This window comes from Vibrio nitrifigilis, from assembly GCF_015686695.1.
Taxonomy (GTDB): Bacteria; Pseudomonadota; Gammaproteobacteria; order Enterobacterales; family Vibrionaceae; genus Vibrio; species Vibrio nitrifigilis.
On sequence record NZ_JADPMR010000004.1, the window covers coordinates 1,508,414 to 1,526,566 of the forward strand.

The window sequence follows — 18,153 nt, forward strand, 5'->3', positions numbered from 1 at the left end:
AACATGAAAACATTAACAACTGCCCTCGCTCTCACTGCGTTATCAACCACTTTTGCAGCATCTGCTGCAGATCTACAACTGCACGTATTCAGCCATGCCAACAAAGCTATGGTAACAGTAACTAAAGATGGCCAAGCGGTTTCTGGTTACCCAGTACACGTCGATGGTGCAACGGCATTAACTCAGAGTGGCGACTTAAAAACAGCTGACAATGGTTCAATCAGTGTATCAAACAAAGGCAACCAACCTCACGCTGTGACTTTCGCCGTTGAAGATAACGATGGGCACACTATTGTTGCTAAACGTTTCCTTGGTCGTGATAGCTAATTACATCCGGTCATAGAAGGAAGTCGTAATGGAATTGGAATCCAAACAATAATGCAGCTTAATCATCGATTAAGCTGCATTGATTTACACATAAAGGCGGTGTTGTTATAACAAAGGTAATCCTAACTCAGCTGCCGTTTGCTCTCCCATCTCGATTAAGCGATCAAGGATATTCTCACCATCAGCACGAAGCCCATTGTGCTCATATTCGTTTGTAATCCAAGCTTTAGTATTTGGCATCAACTGTAATGTCTTACGCGTTAAATCGATATCAACAAACATATCCTCCGCATAGCTTGCACAACTTACTGGCACTTGATTACCAGACAGCACACTCTCGTCATACAAAGGCGTCCAATCTTCTTTTTCAGCAAGTTTATTAGCCGTTTCGCGTAGCGGTTTTAGGCACTCGAATTGATCAAACATCCATGGATAGACCATTTCACCGGTAAAGTAGAAAGGGTTACCCGAACGATAGTTAAATTCATCAAACTCTTGGCGTACTCGATGAGCCGCCCAACGAGAAGCATCATTGTTGCCCTGGCAATAAATCGACTCATGTAAAATGGCATAGATAGGGTTGGTTTGGTATGCCTGATCCATCAGCATCGCATTTAAAAAACTGTAGCTAAGTTGAGTTTGGCCATCAACAGTGACAAACGCACTTTCTATCGTAAAGTACGTAGGCATAAACGAATCACTCATACCGAAATGAATACCGATTTGCTGAAATTGCTCTACGGTAAAGCGTTGCCCATTAGGTAAACGCACATCATGTTCCAGTAGATAATCAGCGATAGCACAGCATTGCTCTTGAGCCTCTGGAAATTGACGGAAAAAGGCTTGGTTTTTTTGGAATGTATTAGGGTATGTCGCTCGATAAACGTCATCGGCACTGGCGTTAATATATGGAATACCGCCAGTAATATAACTACGCAATACACTTTGTGGGAATAGAGATAGATATGTGAGAGAACAAAAGCCCCCAAAACTCTGACCAATAATCGCCCATTTGTCGATATTCCACTGCTGACGAATACTCTCAGCATCACGCACAATGTTATCTGCACGGAAAAAACTTAGGTAATGAACTTGCTCTTCTGGTGCAAGATTAGCGAGTGTTTCGTGGGTCACTGGCGTACTCAAACCGGTGCCACGTTGATCAAGCAGCAACACACGAAATTGCTGTAACGCTCGTTTCATCCAGCCAGAGCTCGCATCTGTGCGAGGAGAAGGAAAACCTGGACCACCTTGAAAGTACACTAGCCATGGTTTGTGGCTGTTATCGCCAGCAGCAGTTTCAACCACACGAGCAAAAATGGTGAGTTGTTTACCATCCGGTTTTTGGTAATCCAGAGGCAAAGAAAAATAATGTGGGGTGTAACGTACGCCTGAATTTACAAAGGCTTGGGTCATCTGTGTCATGATTAATATCCTTATTTCCCGTTTATCACGGGCGAAGAAGGAAATGTAACATATACCCAATGAACCTCAAGCCATGCGATAGAAAAACAAAAAGGCCAGCTACTGAAGCTGGCCTAAAAACTGTCAACCTATCTTAGGACGGGTCAGACTAATTAGTAAAGCGTGTCGATTCAAACCGATTCAGGAGAATGTGCACAGCATAAGTAATTAAGAGCGTAGCGACAATGGCAAACAGAATACTGCTCACCCGATACAACGCACTAAACACTAAATCTCCACCCGGACTTAAATATTGACCAAATAAGATACCTAGGGTTGTCATGCCACCAAAGCCAGCCCCTGAACCACTGCTTTCTTTCACGTGCATATAACCAAATATCATTACGCCAATCCAAAGCAAAGGCACGACGAATAGCAGCATGTCAGACCAATCGTATAAGATGATTTGGCAAAAGATGCCAAATGACACCCCCATAATCGTCCCCATTGCCCTTTTACGAGCATAGCCCATCGCACCATTCCAATGCATTGGAAACATCATCAAAATAGTCGTTGCCTGAGCAGACATCGAGTCTTTAAGATCGGCCATCTGAAATACTAGAAACGAAACCGTCGCGATGGTTGCTCCCATAAGCGCTTCATGACGCATGCGATGCGATTGTTTTGGCTCTGGTGCTGGTCTTGGTTGCCTTGGCTCGACATCGGGGAAAACAAACATCATCAAGTAAGCGATGCCGATGGATAAGAATGCCGCCATCATATTCACTTCGATAAAGTCATTCATGTCCGTGGCTTGATAACTACCAAAATGCAGCATGATACTTAAGTTCAAGACACTATTGGCGCCGAATAAGAACAAACTGCCTTTCGACATACAAGCAAAGTTAAGCAAAAACATGAAGAAAGCCAAAATGGTCATCATGCCTGGGTGACCGCCAAACAGTCCCCCAATCAGTCCCATTTCTAACGCCACCACCACAGAAGAAGCTATCATCTGCCGAGCTGCATGCATATTCATCACTGGCACCATACCCAATAGCAGTACTGGTGTTACTGTGAAGAATACCCCATTACTCCAGCCAAAAATCTTACAGATAGTGAACCCAAGAGCAGAGCCTGTCGCGATTCTTAAGCACTGTCTGAAATCATTTTCAGACATTGGGTGATCCCACAATTTCATCACAACTCCTACTTAGTAGACGTAGTGTAAAATACTGATAAAGTAGATTTGCAACTTGGCAAAAAATGCACCTAGGCCATTATCAGGAACTAATTGAACCGTCGCTTTTGCGCCAGCAGGCATTGTTTTGTCTACATTGTCGACAAGTTTCAAGTGCAAACGCATGCGTTGCGCGTCACGTACCCAACGGTTAGAGGTTGATGGTGTCGCAAGACGACCATTGGCATCAAACTGCCCCGCACTTACCCCTGCATCTTCTGAAGTAATGTCTGCCGCATAAATATCACCAGGCATACGGTCAAACGCTACGTAGGCATGACTATGAGAAGGGAAATGACGTAAACTTTTTTCACGGAAATCCGCGATAATATCCACGGCATCATCAACAAGAGCGATCACTGGGCTACCAGCAGGTGTAAATGTCCCCGCCTTCAGTTGTAAGTTGGTTACGATACCATCATGTTCAGCAACAACCTTGGTATACGCTAAATTTAGTTCGGCTTGATTCAATTGGTTACGAGCAGCACGAACATTCACGTTTTTCTCATCATCAACGGAACCACGGCTAACAATTAAACCTTGCAAACGAGCTTTGGCAGCATCCCAATTGGATTTCGCTGCAATAGCAGCACTGTTGGCATCATCGTATTGCTGTTGAGAAGTACCGCTGCGCTTAAGCAATTTTCTTAAACGAGCCGCTTCACGAACTTTTTGACCGGTCATGACCTTATTGGCTTCAACCGTCGCTTCAGCCGCCGCGATAGAAGCATCAAGTTGAGCGTTATTTTGCTTCACTTTATCGAGGTTAATTTTTGCTTGTTCTACGGCAAGCTGAAATGGCTGAGGGTCAATATTGAACAGTACATCACCTTTGTGCACTGATTGGTTATTCTTTACATTAATCGATATAACCTGCCCACTCACGCGTGGAGCAACTTTTGTCACCACTCGAGTAACTAACGCTTGTGGTGTAAGCGGCATGGTTAAGTCTGCCAACATAAAATAGGCAAACATTACCAAAAATGCCGCACAAGAAATCTTTATCCAGCGGGCAAATTTCTGATCTGGAGTCATGGTTTTTTCTCTTTTGAAAGGGTGGTACTAATCGCTAAGAGTGCTTAACGCGTTGTCTGCTATTTTTTCAAGTAGCAGCGATAACGTTTCAACTTCCTCATTGGAGATTTCCGCTAAGATCTGATTACGAACTCGCATTATTTTGGTCTCCATTTTAGTAAGCAGTTGTTGACCTTCAGGTGTCAAACAGACAATACGGCTACGTTTGTCGTGCTCACAAGGATGTCTTGTTATCAATAATTGTTCTTCTAATTGATTTAAGGTCCGCATCAAAGAAGGCAGTTCAATTTCAAGCGCACAAGCCAATTGCTTTTGACTAATGTGATCGCCTAAACGCTGTAATTTCCATAACGCTGTCCAACGAGGATGAGTTAAACCTAACGGCGCTAACTCACGGTCAGCTGCCATTTTCCACAGGCGAGAAACCCGAGCTAGCCGCTCAGCAAGCGACAATTGACGAAAAATGTCAGTATCGTGAAACATGAGGATTCCTTAAAAACTTAGCACGCTAACTAATATAAGATAGTTAGCGTGCTAAGTAAACCTTTTTGTGACATTAATCACATAACCATACTGTTATAATGGTTTTAAAAAGCGGATAGATTACTTGGATATACGTAGATAACGTTCGATAAACATATCTAGTGAGACAGGGCGGTCATAAAAATACCCTTGAAAGTAAGCAACATTGTGCTTGAGAAGATAAGATTGCTGATATTCCGTTTCAACACCTTCAGCCACTGCGGGAACTCCAATACGATCGGCCAAATCAAGTACGTTAGCAACGATATGATCACGAAACTCTTCTTCACCAATCATATCGACAAAGCTTTTATCAATTTTAATAAAATCGATTTTAATTTTTTTTAAGTAACTTAAAGAAGAATGTCCTGTACCAAAATCATCTAAAGCAATCTTTATACCTTGATTTTTAATGTTAACAATCCCCTGCAGATACAGATCGTCTTGTGGAATGTGCACGCGTTCGGTGAGTTCAACGATTAAATGAAAATTATGTTTATTTAAGCGATAGAGAATATGTTTACAATCTCTAATCAAATTGGGATGGGCTAACTGTGGAGCGCTGACATTAAGCGCTAAGTGAAAGTCATCGGTAAAGTGCTTCTGATACGGTATAAACGCTTTAACTAACTGTTCGACCAGCTGAGTGAAGATGTCATTAATCTGCCCACTTATTTCTGCACTAGGAATGAAGTCATCAGGCGATATTATCCCCACCTTAGGGTGGATCCAACGAACTAATACTTCAGCGCCAACCAACTTCCGATTACGATCGAAAACCGGCTGAAGATAAGGGACAAACTGCCTTTTTTTTAACGCTTTTGAAATAGCAAACACCTGCCAATCAATACGTGATAAATGAACGTTAAGTCCAAAGCCGCAAATAAACGAAAATACAGTTACCATTAAATACATGAATGCATAGTTAATAAGAGCATAGTTAATATAATTTTCGGTATCTAAGTGATAATAAAGATCGATATAAGGATTACCAACTCGAACGTATTGCTCCAAGTGTGGCGTATTCATCGCTTCAGTACGCTTTTCACTGATGTAATAACCATCAATAAAAAAAGCAGGAGAAAAATAGTTCATATCCGTATTTAGGATGTTTTTAAATATAAATGTATCAATACCAAAATTGACATGCACATTACCTCTATTGAGGATCAATAAAAATACATCGCTATTTTTTACAATGGGACTTTGCGGAATGTAGTGAAGGTTAATTAAATTTTCCGCCGATGGACGGCGGAAGAAAATACGCTTTTCATCCGTGATTGTGCTACAGAATATCTCTTGTTTCTCTGTCAGTGAAATCGAGCGTGTGTAGGGGCTTGCTAAGGCACTCTGTTTAGCTAAAGGTAGAAATTCACGACAGTTTGATTCTAAATGAGCAAGGTCCTGATTATAGGAATCGATGATGCCATGCACCATTTGATTCACGCGAACGGAAATCTCTTCCGTTTGAATATAAGCGTACTGATTTAAACTGACATAGACACGAAAAGAGACCAAAGCAAAGCCAACAATATTAATCAGTAATATTGTCAGCACAACAAGGCGAAATATTGCAGATTTTTTATTCATCATCGTTGACGAGAAACCCCAGTCTTAATTTATTAATGCGCTTATTGTGTCTTTTGACGACTGTTAATAACTGTCCCACGGAGGAATATGCCCAAAATATTGCGCTAAGAAGTCAATAAAATGGCGAACCTTTGACGCAAGATACTCTCTATGATTATAGAGCGCATAAAGCCCAAGAGGCGTAATAGTAAAGTCATCTAACACTTCTAACTGCCCCTGCTTAATCGCATCCCCCATTAAAAAAGTGGGTTGAATAGCATACCCCTGCCCAAGTATGGCACATTTAACAATAACATCCCCATTATTACTGGAGAAATCACTCACGAAATCTTGTGTAGAAAGATGCTCAGGCCAAGGTGTTAGCAGCGATTTCACATCAGAATACGTGAAACGCAAATAGTTAAGCTGGCTAAGCTCATTAATGTTCTGCGGCTTTCCATGCTCAGCAAAATAGTGCGGGGCGGCACACACCACTAAGCGAATTGGGGCAATTTTTTTCGCCACTAATGTTGAATCTTGAAGTCGACCAATCCGTAGCGCAACATCAACGCCTTCTTCTAATAAATCAACTTTGCGGTCGGTTAACATTAACTCGATCTGAATGTCGGGATACTGCTGCTGAAATTGATTGAGAGGCTCAGCCATATGTTGAATACCAAATGACATTGGCGCACTGACACGTAATGTTCCAGATACCTGTGTTTGCAGGTTAGACAATGCATTTTCCATGTCTTCTATTTCATGCAACACCTGACAAGAGCGCTCATAATAAGATAATCCCGCTTCGGTAGGATGAACACGCCGAGTCGTTCTATTGAGTAAACGAGTTTTTAATTGCGCCTCTAACTGAGCCACGTACTTGCTAACAAGTTGAGGAGAGATATCAAGCTTTTGCGCCGCTTTGACAAAACTGCCCTCAGCAACAACAGCATTGAAAGTACGCATTGCATCGATTTTATCCATCACTCTCTCCTATCCTTACAATACTAACATCTTAATCGTAATTCTTTGATAAGAGTAATAATTTGAGCCCAAAGATTATGTTTATTTTTTCTGTGGCGGCTCTTTGATGGCAAATTTTCCAAATTGAATAAAATGATCAATCTGTTTCACTACTTCATCGCTGTAGAGTAACGTTAGGTGTGTATCCGCAGTTTGGATGTGATCGGTCATTCCTTCAATATAGGTTTCTTCGACCGTCACTGTACCATCAGATTCTGAATCAAAGCCCATGAATAACGGACGAAAACCCCAACCGGTGTTACCCGCAATACAACCTAACTTTTGAGGAAAACTCCAGATATTTTCGTGGGGCTCCAAACCAAAATCAATCGAGTTGCCTAAAATACCACTCAACCCCATTTCATCGATCACTCGAATAATAGAAGCCCCCTGCATAGGAGAACCTAACGTTACAACATGAGAAATAACTTCAGTAGAGGGATGGCGTGAAGTCAGATAGTTTTGAATCATCAAACCACCTAAACTATGACCTAATAAAACGTTATTGCCTTCGGGTTCTAACGCATCATCAATGGAAGAATATAGTTTGTTACCATCAATACTAACGGTACTGTAATCAAGAACTTTGGTTTTATAACCCAATTTTTGTAAACGTTGACGCAACGGCTGCATCACAAAAGCGTTCATATACAGCCCATGCAAGATTATGATTTTCATCAACCGTCCTTATCTATTAATACAGTAAAGCACCTAGTTTTCTTATAAACGTTGAGTACGTTCATAGAAAAATTAGGTGCTTTAAAATAATAGAACAACGAAAGTTAACGTAACCAGTTTGTTTTGCTTAGCTCGATGATTTCATCGCCACGCCCATTAATAATCGCTTTCATCATGTACACACTAAAGCCTTTAGCATGTTCCATTTTGATCTGCGGTGGCATCGCCAATTCTTGCTTCGCGGTATCGACTTCAACAACCACCGCATCGGGATAATCAAATGCTTCGCTTAACGCTCCCGGTAATTGTTCTGGATCTGAAACATGAATGCCTTTAATGCCACATGCTTCAGCTATTTTGGCAAAGCTAGGGTTATGTAAATCCGTATCATCGGATAGATATCCCCCTGCTTTCATTTCCATCGCAACAAACCCTAGTGAACGATTATTGAAAACCACAATCTTGATCGGCAGATTAAGTTGTTTCAATGATAATAGATCCCCCATTAACATTGAAAAACCGCCATCACCGCACATCGCAACTACCTGACGATTACGGTCGAACGCCTGTGCCCCCATCGCTTGTGACATAGCGTTAGCCATTGAACCATGGTTAAACGACCCAATCAGACGCCGCTGACCATTCATTTCAAGATAACGAGCAGCCCAAACCGTCGGCGTACCAACATCACAGGTAAAGACAGCGTTATCTGCCGCCTTTTCACTGATCAAGCGTGCCAAATATTGAGGATGAATCAAACCATGCTTAGATTCGCCATTGGCTAAATCATCTAAGCCTTTGCGCGCTTCCTTATAATTAGCAAGGCAATTTTCTAAGTGTTTACTCGAGCGATCATCATTTATAAGCGGTAACAAGTCTGTCACGGTACTGCGAGTATCCCCTAAAACGCCAAAATCAATTTGAGCATGACGTCCAAGAGAAGCGGGATTATTGTCTATCTGTACAATCTTCGCGTTATCGGGGTAAAAAGCTCGATAAGGGAAGCTCGTACCAATTAACAGTACCGTATCGGCTTCACGCATCGCGTGATAACCAGAAGCAAAACCGATCAGTCCAGTCATGCCGACATCGTAAGGGTTGTTGTATTCGATGTATTCTTTCCCACGTAACGCATGCACAATCGGTGCTTGAAGTTTCTCAGCTAAAGCCACTACTTCTTGATGCGCATCTTTTACACCAGCCCCCACCATGAGGGTCACTTTACGACTACTATTCAAATAACCAGCCAACTGTTGCAAATCACTTTGTTGCGGAGCGTAGAATGCGGGTTTAGGTAACGACCATTTAGGGTTTACACCTTCGGGCATAGCTTTTAATGCAACGTCCCCAGGTAGTACTAATACGGCGACATCATTGTGCAAAATAGCTTGACGCATTGCGGTTTCTAACAGATACGGCATTTGCTCTGGGTTCGAAACTAACTCACAGAAAACACTACATTCTTTAAATAGTTCCTGTGGGTGAGTCTCTTGGAAATAATTAGTGCCAATTTCTGCTGAGGGGATATGTGCGGCAATGGCCAGCACAGGTACTCTATTACGGTGACAATCATAAAGCCCGTTAATCAAGTGCATATTACCTGGGCCACATGAACCAGCACATACTGACAGCTCTCCCGACAGATGAGCTTCAGCGCCAGCAGCAAATGCAGCTACTTCTTCATGACGAGTGCCTAACCACTCTATTTCACCTATTTTTCTTAGGCTGTCACTCAGACCATTGAGGGAATCACCTGTTACACCCCAGATTCGACCTACTCCAGCTTGACGTAGCGTCTCTGCGATAAAATAGGCAATAGTAGAATTACTCATAAGACAACTCTCCATTGATTGGTAGTAGAAAAGGCATAGGCATGACATCATCCACAAATTTTGTGCTCTATGTCTCGTTTTTCATAACCATGATGCGCTCACACCCTACCTTGTTCAAGATCAATTTATTTGAATCTTTGCAATATTTTTTTATAAATGGAGATTTTTTATTCCAATCCAGAATAAAAGGTATTCTTTATGGGTTATTTTTAAATAAAAAATGAATAACAATATAATTTAAGCAACATTACGTACAACATTAACCAACAATATAGCCAGTAAGAAACAGTAACCGTTTCGGCTGCCATCTTTACGATCAGCTCTCACACCTATCGATTGACTTCTCACTGAACAGCCTTGCAAATAAAAACCCTTTAAAAATGAATTTATATTCATCAGATAATCTTTATACTATTGAAATCATTTCTATGAATATGTAGATATTCAGGTTAGAGTTTTATTTTTTGAACATTTTTTAACATAAAACACTAATATTAATTATTTTAGCCACTCATAATATTCATTTTTATGTCAGAAACATTATAAAATACCACTTTTCAGTGACAGTGATCACATTTATCATGGTTATATTTCATTTTATTTTCAGATTTATGAAAGCGCCTGATAACCTGCCGCTCGCTTTGAAATGAGGTCGAAGTGAATAAATAATAAGGAGTGTTCATGATGAATACCAAAAAACCAATGTCGTTAACCACACGAGTTATCCTTGGTATGATTGCCGGCATCTTAACGGGATTTGCTATCCGCACCCTATTTGCAGACTCAAGTTTTGTTGATACATACATTATCAATGGTCTGTTTGAAGTTGGCGGCAAAATCTTTATCGCTAGTTTAAAAATGCTAGTCGTTCCACTTGTCTTTGTGTCTTTAGTCTGTGGCACAAGCTCATTAAAAGACCTATCCACTTTAGGCCGCATGGGCGGTAAAACTCTTGGTCTTTACATTTTAACGACAGCTGTCGCTATTACACTTGCTCTTATCATGGGTAATGTTTTTCACCCAGGTTCAGGTGCAGATCTGACTGCAGCAACCAGCTTCAAATCAGCAGAAGCTCCTTCACTGGCAAAAGTTATCATTGATATGTTCCCAACGAACCCTATCAGTGCAATGGCTGAAGGTAATACACTACAAGTTATTGTATTCGCGCTCCTATTTGGTATCGCAATCAGTTCTGCAGGAAAACCAGGCGAGCGTATTGCAGATTTCTTCGTCGATTTAAACGAAGTGTTGATGAAACTGGTCACCTTGCTAATGAAGGTTGCTCCTTACGGCGTATTCTTCCTAATGGCAAAACTGTTTACTGGCCTAGGTTTAAGTGCAATATGGAACTTAGCCGCCTACTTTGCGGTACTTGTTGGTACGTTGTTGATTCATGCCTTTGTGACTTATGGCCTGATGCTAAAAGGGTTAGCAGGTTTAAATCCATTTACGTTCTTCCGTAAAATGGAAGATGCCGTGATGTTTGCTTTCTCAACCGCATCATCAAATGCAACGCTTCCTGTAACAATGGAAACCGCAACTCAACGCCTTGGTGTACACAACAAAGTCGCATCCTTTACGATTCCTTTGGGTGCAACCGTGAACATGGACGGTACTGCGATAATGCAAGGTGTTGCTACAGCGTTCATCGCTCAAGCATTTAACATCGATTTGTCTATGTCTGATTACCTGATGGTGATTGTAACAGCAACATTAGCCTCTATCGGTACCGCTGGTGTACCTGGTGTAGGTCTTATCATGTTAGCAATGGTATTAAATCAAGTCGGTCTACCTCTTGAAGGTGTCGCTTTGATTATGGGTGTTGACCGTCTACTGGATATGATCCGTACCGCAGTGAACATTACAGGCGACTCTTGTGTTACCTGTATCGTTGCTAAATCAGAAAACGCATTTAGCGAAGAGATCTTCAATGCTGATATTGAGCTCAATGAGAAACAAAAAGTTGCAATTAGCAACGATTAGTTGCATATCATAATGCTCAATTAACAATCAAAAAACATCCCTTTCACTAATGACAGGGATGTTTTTTATTATTCAATTAAATTCACTGTTCTTATGCCTAAAGATCAAACTAAATTGATTTAGTTCACAAATGAATATGCTAATAATCCTTAATATTTCTTTAGAACGAAATGTTAATGGAGTAAAAAGCAATGAAGCGAGTTCTATATGGAGTGGTGACTTTTCTCCTTTATTTAATACCGAATTTTAGTTTCGCGTCTTCTGATTCAAATACAGTACCACCTTTAACCCATTCACTAATAGGCTATAGTTCCATTGTTATTTTTGTGGTCGCTTATGCTGCAGTAATGTTAGAGGAAAAACTTAAACTACATAAATCTAAGCCAGTCCTTTTGGCAGCAGGCTTGATCTGGGCTCTAATCGGTTGGATTTATCACCAATACGGCGCTTCAGAAATTGTCGAACAAGCTATCGAACATAATCTTTTAGAGTATGCAGAATTACTCTTGTTTTTATTAGTGGCGATGACCTATATAAATGCAATGGATGAGAGAAATGTATTTGATGGTTTGCAAGCTTGGATGTTGAAAAAGGGTTTCAATTTTCAAACTTTATTTTGGCTAACCGGTTTTCTCGCTTTTTTTATCTCTCCAGTCGCCGATAATCTAACTACCGGATTATTAATGTGTGCCGTGGTAATGAAATTAGGTGGAGATAATAAAAAATTCGTCAATCTTTCATGTATTAATATCGTTGTAGCCGCTAACGCCGGTGGAGCGTTTAGCCCATTTGGCGACATTACAACGCTAATGGTTTGGCAATCAGGGAAAGTTGAATTTACCCAATTCTTTGACCTTTTCGTCCCTTCCGTCGTCAATTTTCTTGTACCCGCTATCATCATGTGCTTTTTCTTACCGAAGCAAAAGCCAGCATCGATGAACATGCATATTCATATCAAACCCGGTGGGTTGCCTATTGTGGCACTATTTATACTCACGATTCTTACATCGGTAACCTTTCATTCCTTGTTCGATTTTCCTCCTGTAATAGGCATGATGCTAGGGTTAGCTTACCTGCAGTTTTATGGTTTTTACCTGAGAATGGCATTTCCAAAATCTATCGCACGCTTAAAGGCTAAAGCCGATAAAGAAGAGTTAGACCATATCGGCTCGTTTGTTCCTTTTGATGTATTTCAACGTATTGCCCGTGCCGAGTGGGACACTCTGCTGTTCTTTTATGGTGTTGTGATGTGTGTGGGCGGACTAAGCTTACTGGGTTACTTATCTATGGCATCCAACGTGATGTACACCCAATGGAACCCTGTCGCTGCGAATATCATGGTGGGTATCCTCTCATCGATTGTTGACAATATACCTGTGATGTATGCCGTGCTCACTATGGACCCAATCATGTCTCACGGAAACTGGTTATTAGTCACGCTTACCGCTGGCGTTGGTGGTAGCTTACTGTCTATCGGTTCAGCAGCAGGGGTTGCATTGATGGGAGCAACCAAAGGCCAATATACCTTCGGCAGTCATTTAAAATGGACGCCAGTGATTTTGGTGGGATATTTTGCAAGTTGTGCGGTGCATATGCTGATCAATAGCAGCCTATTTTAGCTGATTCAAACGATAGCTGCTTTCACTTCTATCTATTGAAAACAAGAGGTGGAGATACTGCCCATCAAGCTATGTACGATAGTATCGAGCGGAAATTATAACTAAGATAAAGGCGACATCCGTCGCCTTTATTCATGTCAGATATACGCTCAGCCAAGATGGCTATTTTCTAGTTTCAGTAATGCTTCCTTGCGGCTTTCTCCACCAGCATACCCTACGACTTTCCCACTTTTGCCAATCACTCTATGGCATGGGATCACAATTGAAAGAGGATTTTTACCATTCGCCGCCCCAACAGCACGCACAGCTTTAGGTCGTCCAATCTGCTCAGCAATCGCTTGATAGTTCGTTGTCTGTCCGTAAGGAATCGACTTTAACGCCTGCCAAACGTCTTGCTGAAATGCGGTTCCCTGCACACTTAACGGCAAATGGAATGTTTGACGTTGACCAGCAAAATACTCTTTGAATTCAATTTTTGCCTGTTGTAGTAACGGATGCGCGGCATTTTCAATCCCCAACTCGTCAGGTAAGGTGGTATGTTGTTCAAACCAAATTCCGCTTAAACCTTCATCATTACACTGAATGGTCATGACGCCTAAGGGGCTCATATTGTGGCAATAATAATTAGTCATTAACAATGTTTCCTTCATAACGCCAGCAATGAAACGTAGCATAGCTACCCCACGGCGACACATTATTTTTCGTTAGCTCGGGATGAAGAGCCATTACTTTACGCACAATAAGATCATTATCGAGGAAACAATCTTCTTCACTATCTGCTCTCAATTTTGCGTAGCTCACTGTCCAAGGTCCAACCCCCTTTAATGCTAACCAGTCCCGCGGGTCGCATTCAGGGTTTTCATTCATAAATACCGCAAATCTAGCGAGAGTGTCTTTACGTGCATTAGGCATGCGTAAAAAGGATAGATCTGCATCTTTAACTTGCTCAGGGGTCGGGAAATTCCATGGCTCACTCGTTTGCTGATTAAACGCAGCCACTAAAAGATTCAGCTGTCCAATGGCCGCTTTTACCGAAACCTGCTGTCCTAAAATAGCCCTAACACCCGCTTCCCAACGACTCCATATCCCGGGAATACGGATTCCCTTAGTGGCGACAATGCCCGGTTGAATCGCATCTAAATGCTGCTCGATCAAGTCAGTATCTGCATCGAGATCAAACTGGCGACGTACACGACTGACCAACAAACGTAAATCACGAATATTGTCTAAACGAAATTCCAACTTTATCTGTGCGTCTTTTGTCACACTGACCCGATACCAAACAGTAGAATCGTTCAATACTGCGGTTCTTTCATAGCTATCCGCAGTAATCACTTCAATCCCTTTGATCGCACGCAAGCGATAAAAGTCCAACATTTCTTGCCACGCCAGCTTCCCTCTGTAAGAAAGTAAAACGCTTTGCGTTGCTGTTTTATGTTTGTTACTTCGTCTTATTTGAGTTGGGGTTAAACGAAAATGTTTTACAAATGCATCATTAAAGCGCCGTGTACTTTGAAATCCACTAGCAAAACCAATGTCTGTTATAGCCATAGAACTCGTATGCAATAACCGTTTAGCAAATAAAAGCTGTTGATATAACGCATATTTTTTCGGTGACATTCCTAAATTTTGCGTAAATAGCTGACGTAAATAACGTTCACTTATTCCTAGCCTATCAGCCAGTTGGGCAATGCTTCCTTCGCTCAAAGCGCCTAAATCAATTAATGCCATTGCACGAGAAAATGTCGTCTCAGTTCCTCGCCACAAGTTAGAATGAGGGGCGCTATCTGGATGACAGCGTAAGCATGGTCGATATCCTGCTGCCATCGATTCCGCAGCTGTCGCATAATAAGTGACATTTTCTTCTTTAGGTAAATTAGCCGGACAAATAGGACGACAAAATATCCCAGTACTCTTTACTGCTATAAAGAATCGTCCATCAAAACGAGCATCTCGACTCAGCCGAGCTTGGCGGCACTGCTCTTTATCTAGCATTAAAGGCGATTTAATTAGCAATTGTCTTTGTTCCATAAACATCACTTGATTCACTGAGTATGCCCGATATTGTAGAAGTTACTAGAACCATTACTCGCCACTTTCGGCACTCAATCTAAAACTATATTACCAGCGTAGAATCACTCTATCTTCTCATCAGTACTTTGCCTAAGAGCGAAGACATTCTCACGAAAACTGCTCCTTGTTGAGGCTTGTTATATTCCTCAACAATAGAAATTCATCGTTTTCTAATGCACTTACATTAGAAAAATGCGTTTTAAACTTTATGTTTAATGACACAAAAAGTTCCCTAAAACATCATCAATATTTTCGAACATCAATGTCAGACGGCTCTAATTATCATTTTAATGAATAGTCAATACACTTCATTCAACACAACAAATCAATCGATATACATAGAGGAATCATCGATGAAAGCGTTTTTAAAGAAACTAATGACTTCTGATGCAGGTTTTGCCCCACTCGCATTACGTATCCCTGTAGGTATCATCTACATGGCGCATGGCAGTCAAAAGCTATTCGGTTGGTTTGGTGGCCACGGGTTATCAGGTACAGCACAATGGATGAACTCGATTGGATTAGAACCAGGCATTGTCATGGCTACCTTAGCGGGGAGTGGTGAGTTTTTTGGCGGTTTGCTACTTCTTTTAGGCCTGCTTACTCGCCCTGCTGCATTTGTCACTGCATTTACTATGATTGTAGCTATTTTTAGCGTTCACATCAGCCACGGCCTATTTTTGTCAAATGGCGGTTTTGAATATGGCTTAGCACTGTTTGCAGCAAGCCTATCCATTCTATTCTCAGGCCAAGGTAAAGTCGCTGTAGACAACTTAATCGTTCGTCAAACAAAATAATCGTTACCAAGCTTAAATATTAAAGGGCGAAGTGAGTCATCACTTCGCCCTTTATTTTATTCACATCTATGTAAACAATCGCTCTCTAATACTTAGCAAGCGATTACTCCATCGCTTCACCTGCAATCTTCAAACTATAAGCGGTTAATGGATCGGTATTTTTCACAAGCTCTTCTACCTGTGTAATGGCTTCAAGTGAGGAACTGTTTTTACGATAGCTTAGGTAAACAGGTCGATACCACTCTTCAACCCCTTTGACCCGATATAGCTGATTCGTCGCTAAAAATGGCTCTACAACGGTAGCAGGAAGATAGGCACTTCCACCCTTTTCCAATATAAAATCAAGCGCTATACGTGCTGTAGAAGTACGTAGAAATGGCGCGGGGGCATCAGGATGGCGATCCGCATGTTCTGAAGAGAAACGCGATCCCCAGTCAACATACACATAACGATTTTCAAATACGGTGTCTAACGTATCTTCACGAGTTGAAACTAACACCAACACCATATCCGCGACGTTCTTACATTGAAGCTCATCCGATTTAATCGGATCAAATGCAAACGCCATATCAAGTGTACGTTCAAGTAAGTGACGATTGAGCTGTTCTCTCCCCATCACCTCAGCCATAAAGCCATAACCTGCAAATGCATCCGTCACTACACTCAAACAGTTTTGTAGGTAGGCATCCCATATATTAGGAGTACCACCAAGGGTTAACTGCAAAGCTTTTCCATCATCTAATGACAAATCATATTTCGCTTGTTGTAGCGTAGTTACCATGACTTCTGCGTAATTAATCAACCGCTCTCCGGCAGAGGTTAATTTGATGTTATTTCTATCCCGAGTAAAAAGTTGAGCATCGAAATAGTTTTCCAATTGTTTGATCCTGGCACTTACCGCGGCTTGGGTAAGATAAAGATTCTCTGCGGCTCGTCCAAAATGCCGAACTTTTGCCAATTCAAGAAACGTACGGAATACTTTTACATCCATATCTACCCCTCAAAAACTGCCCTTATTTCTCATTAGCTTAGTCTATCGTTACGATAAAAAAGTTTTGTTTTTCTTTTGGCGAATTTACGCCTAACTTTCGCCCTGATCAATGGCTATTGCTAAGACAATATACTTACACGAGGTTGATATGTCTGAGACTGCATTTCGTCAAGGAAAAAAACGTTTTTTCGATAATAAAAAATTCCCTCGCGGGTTTGCGAAATCGGGTGACTTTACCTTAGCAGAAGAGAATCTCCTAACCCTTTATGGAGAAACCATGCTAGGCCTAGAGTCTGGTGAATTACAATCCGCTAATGCCGAAGAACAGCATTTTCTTAGTGTGTTAGCAAACCCAGAAGCAGCAGAAAGCAAAATTGAACGAGTTTGGATGAAGTACGTTCGTTTAGCTCGAGGCCGTAAACGCTTCCATACTTTAAATGGCCGCAGCAAACCCGATGTGTCGGAAGATTACACTGAAGATGAGCCTAGCCTTACAGAAGAGGATTAAGAGAGCAGAAGGTGTAGTGACACGTAGAGAGTTATGATCCATAAGTATTTATATTGGATGGTATTCAACACTTAGTTGTACTATGCTCAATGATATCTTTCTCCCAAAGCCCCAGAGCAGTTTACTGTCTGGGGCTTTGTCTATTTATGCTATTTCGCTAGCAATGAAATCTTTTTCAAAAAGCTCTCTTTCAAATGCTCCTGATCATACTCGATGTGATAGGTATTATGAAAACCAACTCGGAGCTCTACACCATTACCACGCATGTAGATGTTATACCCATCATAGTCCGAGAAAGCTTCCACGCCTTCATATATTTTGCCGAATTCTGTGGGTGTTCCATTTTCCATGACATTTTCATAAGCATGGAGTAATTGGCTAGGGTCTAGTTCATTTTTCATCTGCCACTCTCCTTAAATCAAGAATGATTACCTGTAACACCATCTTTTATTCTGACTATCAGCACATAAAAAGTTCCTCAAAAATTACCTGTGTTAAGTATGGCTCGCTGTTATTAACTAATTACGTACTAGGTCAAAAATACTTAATTTA

The 18,153-nt window shown here is 41.3% G+C and carries 17 protein-coding genes; 5 read left to right on the forward strand and 12 right to left on the reverse strand.

Translation table 11 applies throughout. From position 1 onward, the window contains the following. Positions 1 to 3: 3 nt before the first annotated feature. Positions 4 to 327, forward strand: coding sequence for a hypothetical protein (locus I1A42_RS23110; protein ID WP_161154437.1), 324 nt, complete (start codon positions 4 to 6; stop codon positions 325 to 327). A gap of 105 nt (positions 328 to 432) precedes the next feature. Here the strand turns inward: I1A42_RS23110 and I1A42_RS23115 are convergent, their stop codons facing one another. From I1A42_RS23115 to poxB, 8 genes are all read right to left on the reverse strand, one after another. After that, positions 433 to 1,752, reverse strand: coding sequence for an alpha/beta fold hydrolase (locus I1A42_RS23115; RefSeq protein ID WP_230389728.1), 1,320 nt, complete (start codon positions 1,750 to 1,752; stop codon positions 433 to 435). A 148-nt stretch (positions 1,753 to 1,900) separates the two neighbouring features. Beyond that, positions 1,901 to 2,932, reverse strand: a complete 1,032-nt coding sequence (locus I1A42_RS23120; protein ID WP_161154438.1) for a DUF2955 domain-containing protein — start codon at positions 2,930 to 2,932, stop codon at positions 1,901 to 1,903. Positions 2,933 to 2,944: 12 nt separating this feature from the next. Continuing rightward, positions 2,945 to 4,006 carry an HlyD family secretion protein gene (locus tag I1A42_RS23125; protein ID WP_196125289.1) on the reverse strand — a complete coding sequence of 354 codons (1,062 nt, stop codon included), beginning with the start codon at positions 4,004 to 4,006 and terminating at the stop codon, positions 2,945 to 2,947. A 27-nt stretch (positions 4,007 to 4,033) separates the two neighbouring features. Further along, a complete protein-coding gene (slyA, locus tag I1A42_RS23130; RefSeq protein ID WP_161154440.1) occupies positions 4,034 to 4,489 on the reverse strand; it encodes a transcriptional regulator SlyA in 456 nt (151 codons plus the stop codon). Between the two features lie 120 nt (positions 4,490 to 4,609). Beyond that, a complete protein-coding gene (locus I1A42_RS23135; protein WP_196125291.1) occupies positions 4,610 to 6,121 on the reverse strand; it encodes an EAL domain-containing protein in 1,512 nt (503 codons plus the stop codon). 60 nt (positions 6,122 to 6,181) lie between these two features. After that, positions 6,182 to 7,081 carry a LysR family transcriptional regulator gene (locus tag I1A42_RS23140; RefSeq protein WP_161154442.1) on the reverse strand — a complete coding sequence of 300 codons (900 nt, stop codon included), beginning with the start codon at positions 7,079 to 7,081 and terminating at the stop codon, positions 6,182 to 6,184. An 81-nt stretch (positions 7,082 to 7,162) separates the two neighbouring features. Beyond that, the gene (locus tag I1A42_RS23145; protein ID WP_196125292.1) at positions 7,163 to 7,798 is read right to left on the reverse strand and encodes a lipase family protein; all 636 of its coding nucleotides are present in this window, start codon (positions 7,796 to 7,798) and stop codon (positions 7,163 to 7,165) included. A gap of 104 nt (positions 7,799 to 7,902) precedes the next feature. Further along, positions 7,903 to 9,630: a ubiquinone-dependent pyruvate dehydrogenase gene (gene poxB / locus I1A42_RS23150; protein WP_196125294.1), complete on the reverse strand. Its 1,728-nt coding sequence runs from the start codon at positions 9,628 to 9,630 to the stop codon at positions 7,903 to 7,905. 684 nt (positions 9,631 to 10,314) lie between these two features. Between poxB and I1A42_RS23155 the strand changes: the two genes are divergently transcribed. Together I1A42_RS23155 and nhaD are read left to right on the forward strand one after the other, a co-directional pair. Next, positions 10,315 to 11,613, forward strand: coding sequence for a dicarboxylate/amino acid:cation symporter (locus I1A42_RS23155; protein WP_161154481.1), 1,299 nt, complete (start codon positions 10,315 to 10,317; stop codon positions 11,611 to 11,613). A gap of 191 nt (positions 11,614 to 11,804) precedes the next feature. Continuing rightward, positions 11,805 to 13,232, forward strand: a complete 1,428-nt coding sequence (nhaD, locus tag I1A42_RS23160) for a sodium:proton antiporter NhaD (protein ID WP_196125296.1) — start codon at positions 11,805 to 11,807, stop codon at positions 13,230 to 13,232. 149 nt (positions 13,233 to 13,381) lie between these two features. Here the strand turns inward: nhaD and I1A42_RS23165 are convergent, their stop codons facing one another. Both I1A42_RS23165 and I1A42_RS23170 read right to left on the reverse strand, forming a co-directional pair. Continuing rightward, positions 13,382 to 13,864: a methylated-DNA--[protein]-cysteine S-methyltransferase gene (locus I1A42_RS23165; protein WP_196125298.1), complete on the reverse strand. Its 483-nt coding sequence runs from the start codon at positions 13,862 to 13,864 to the stop codon at positions 13,382 to 13,384. Continuing rightward, complete coding sequence (locus I1A42_RS23170; RefSeq protein WP_408063546.1) at positions 13,857 to 15,248, reverse strand: DNA-3-methyladenine glycosylase 2 family protein; 1,392 nt, start codon at positions 15,246 to 15,248, stop codon at positions 13,857 to 13,859. The genes I1A42_RS23165 and I1A42_RS23170 overlap by 8 nt, the downstream gene beginning before the upstream one ends. 410 nt (positions 15,249 to 15,658) lie before the next feature. Here I1A42_RS23170 and I1A42_RS23175 point away from each other — a divergent pair, with 410 nt between their 5' ends. After that, complete coding sequence (locus tag I1A42_RS23175; protein WP_196125300.1) at positions 15,659 to 16,102, forward strand: DoxX family protein; 444 nt, start codon at positions 15,659 to 15,661, stop codon at positions 16,100 to 16,102. A gap of 103 nt (positions 16,103 to 16,205) precedes the next feature. Here I1A42_RS23175 and I1A42_RS23180 read toward each other — a convergent pair whose 3' ends face one another. Then, positions 16,206 to 17,093, reverse strand: coding sequence for a LysR family transcriptional regulator (locus I1A42_RS23180; RefSeq protein ID WP_196125302.1), 888 nt, complete (start codon positions 17,091 to 17,093; stop codon positions 16,206 to 16,208). Positions 17,094 to 17,241: 148 nt separating this feature from the next. Here I1A42_RS23180 and I1A42_RS23185 point away from each other — a divergent pair, with 148 nt between their 5' ends. After that, positions 17,242 to 17,601 (forward strand): DUF413 domain-containing protein, encoded by a 360-nt coding sequence (locus I1A42_RS23185; protein WP_196125303.1) that lies wholly within the window; start codon positions 17,242 to 17,244, stop codon positions 17,599 to 17,601. A 149-nt stretch (positions 17,602 to 17,750) separates the two neighbouring features. Here I1A42_RS23185 and I1A42_RS23190 read toward each other — a convergent pair whose 3' ends face one another. Then, positions 17,751 to 18,002: a DUF3081 domain-containing protein gene (locus tag I1A42_RS23190; protein WP_161154451.1), complete on the reverse strand. Its 252-nt coding sequence runs from the start codon at positions 18,000 to 18,002 to the stop codon at positions 17,751 to 17,753. Positions 18,003 to 18,153: the final 151 nt, after the last annotated feature.

Coding starts and splice junctions, on each gene's coding strand:
- nhaD (WP_196125296.1), top strand. CDS start 11,805: ATGAAGCGAGTTCTATATGGAGTGGTGACTTTTCTCCTTTATTTAATA.
- I1A42_RS23185 (WP_196125303.1), top strand. CDS start 17,242: ATGTCTGAGACTGCATTTCGTCAAGGAAAAAAACGTTTTTTCGATAAT.
- poxB (WP_196125294.1), bottom strand. CDS start 9,630: ATGAGTAATTCTACTATTGCCTATTTTATCGCAGAGACGCTACGTCAA.
- I1A42_RS23120 (WP_161154438.1), bottom strand. CDS start 2,932: ATGAAATTGTGGGATCACCCAATGTCTGAAAATGATTTCAGACAGTGC.
- I1A42_RS23125 (WP_196125289.1), bottom strand. CDS start 4,006: ATGACTCCAGATCAGAAATTTGCCCGCTGGATAAAGATTTCTTGTGCG.
- I1A42_RS23165 (WP_196125298.1), bottom strand. CDS start 13,864: ATGACTAATTATTATTGCCACAATATGAGCCCCTTAGGCGTCATGACC.
- I1A42_RS23110 (WP_161154437.1), top strand. CDS start 4: ATGAAAACATTAACAACTGCCCTCGCTCTCACTGCGTTATCAACCACT.
- slyA (WP_161154440.1), bottom strand. CDS start 4,489: ATGTTTCACGATACTGACATTTTTCGTCAATTGTCGCTTGCTGAGCGG.
- I1A42_RS23115 (WP_230389728.1), bottom strand. CDS start 1,752: ATGACACAGATGACCCAAGCCTTTGTAAATTCAGGCGTACGTTACACC.
- I1A42_RS23175 (WP_196125300.1), top strand. CDS start 15,659: ATGAAAGCGTTTTTAAAGAAACTAATGACTTCTGATGCAGGTTTTGCC.
- I1A42_RS23180 (WP_196125302.1), bottom strand. CDS start 17,093: ATGGATGTAAAAGTATTCCGTACGTTTCTTGAATTGGCAAAAGTTCGG.
- I1A42_RS23190 (WP_161154451.1), bottom strand. CDS start 18,002: ATGAAAAATGAACTAGACCCTAGCCAATTACTCCATGCTTATGAAAAT.
- I1A42_RS23140 (WP_161154442.1), bottom strand. CDS start 7,081: ATGGATAAAATCGATGCAATGCGTACTTTCAATGCTGTTGTTGCTGAG.
- I1A42_RS23145 (WP_196125292.1), bottom strand. CDS start 7,798: ATGAAAATCATAATCTTGCATGGGCTGTATATGAACGCTTTTGTGATG.
- I1A42_RS23155 (WP_161154481.1), top strand. CDS start 10,315: ATGAATACCAAAAAACCAATGTCGTTAACCACACGAGTTATCCTTGGT.
- I1A42_RS23135 (WP_196125291.1), bottom strand. CDS start 6,121: ATGATGAATAAAAAATCTGCAATATTTCGCCTTGTTGTGCTGACAATA.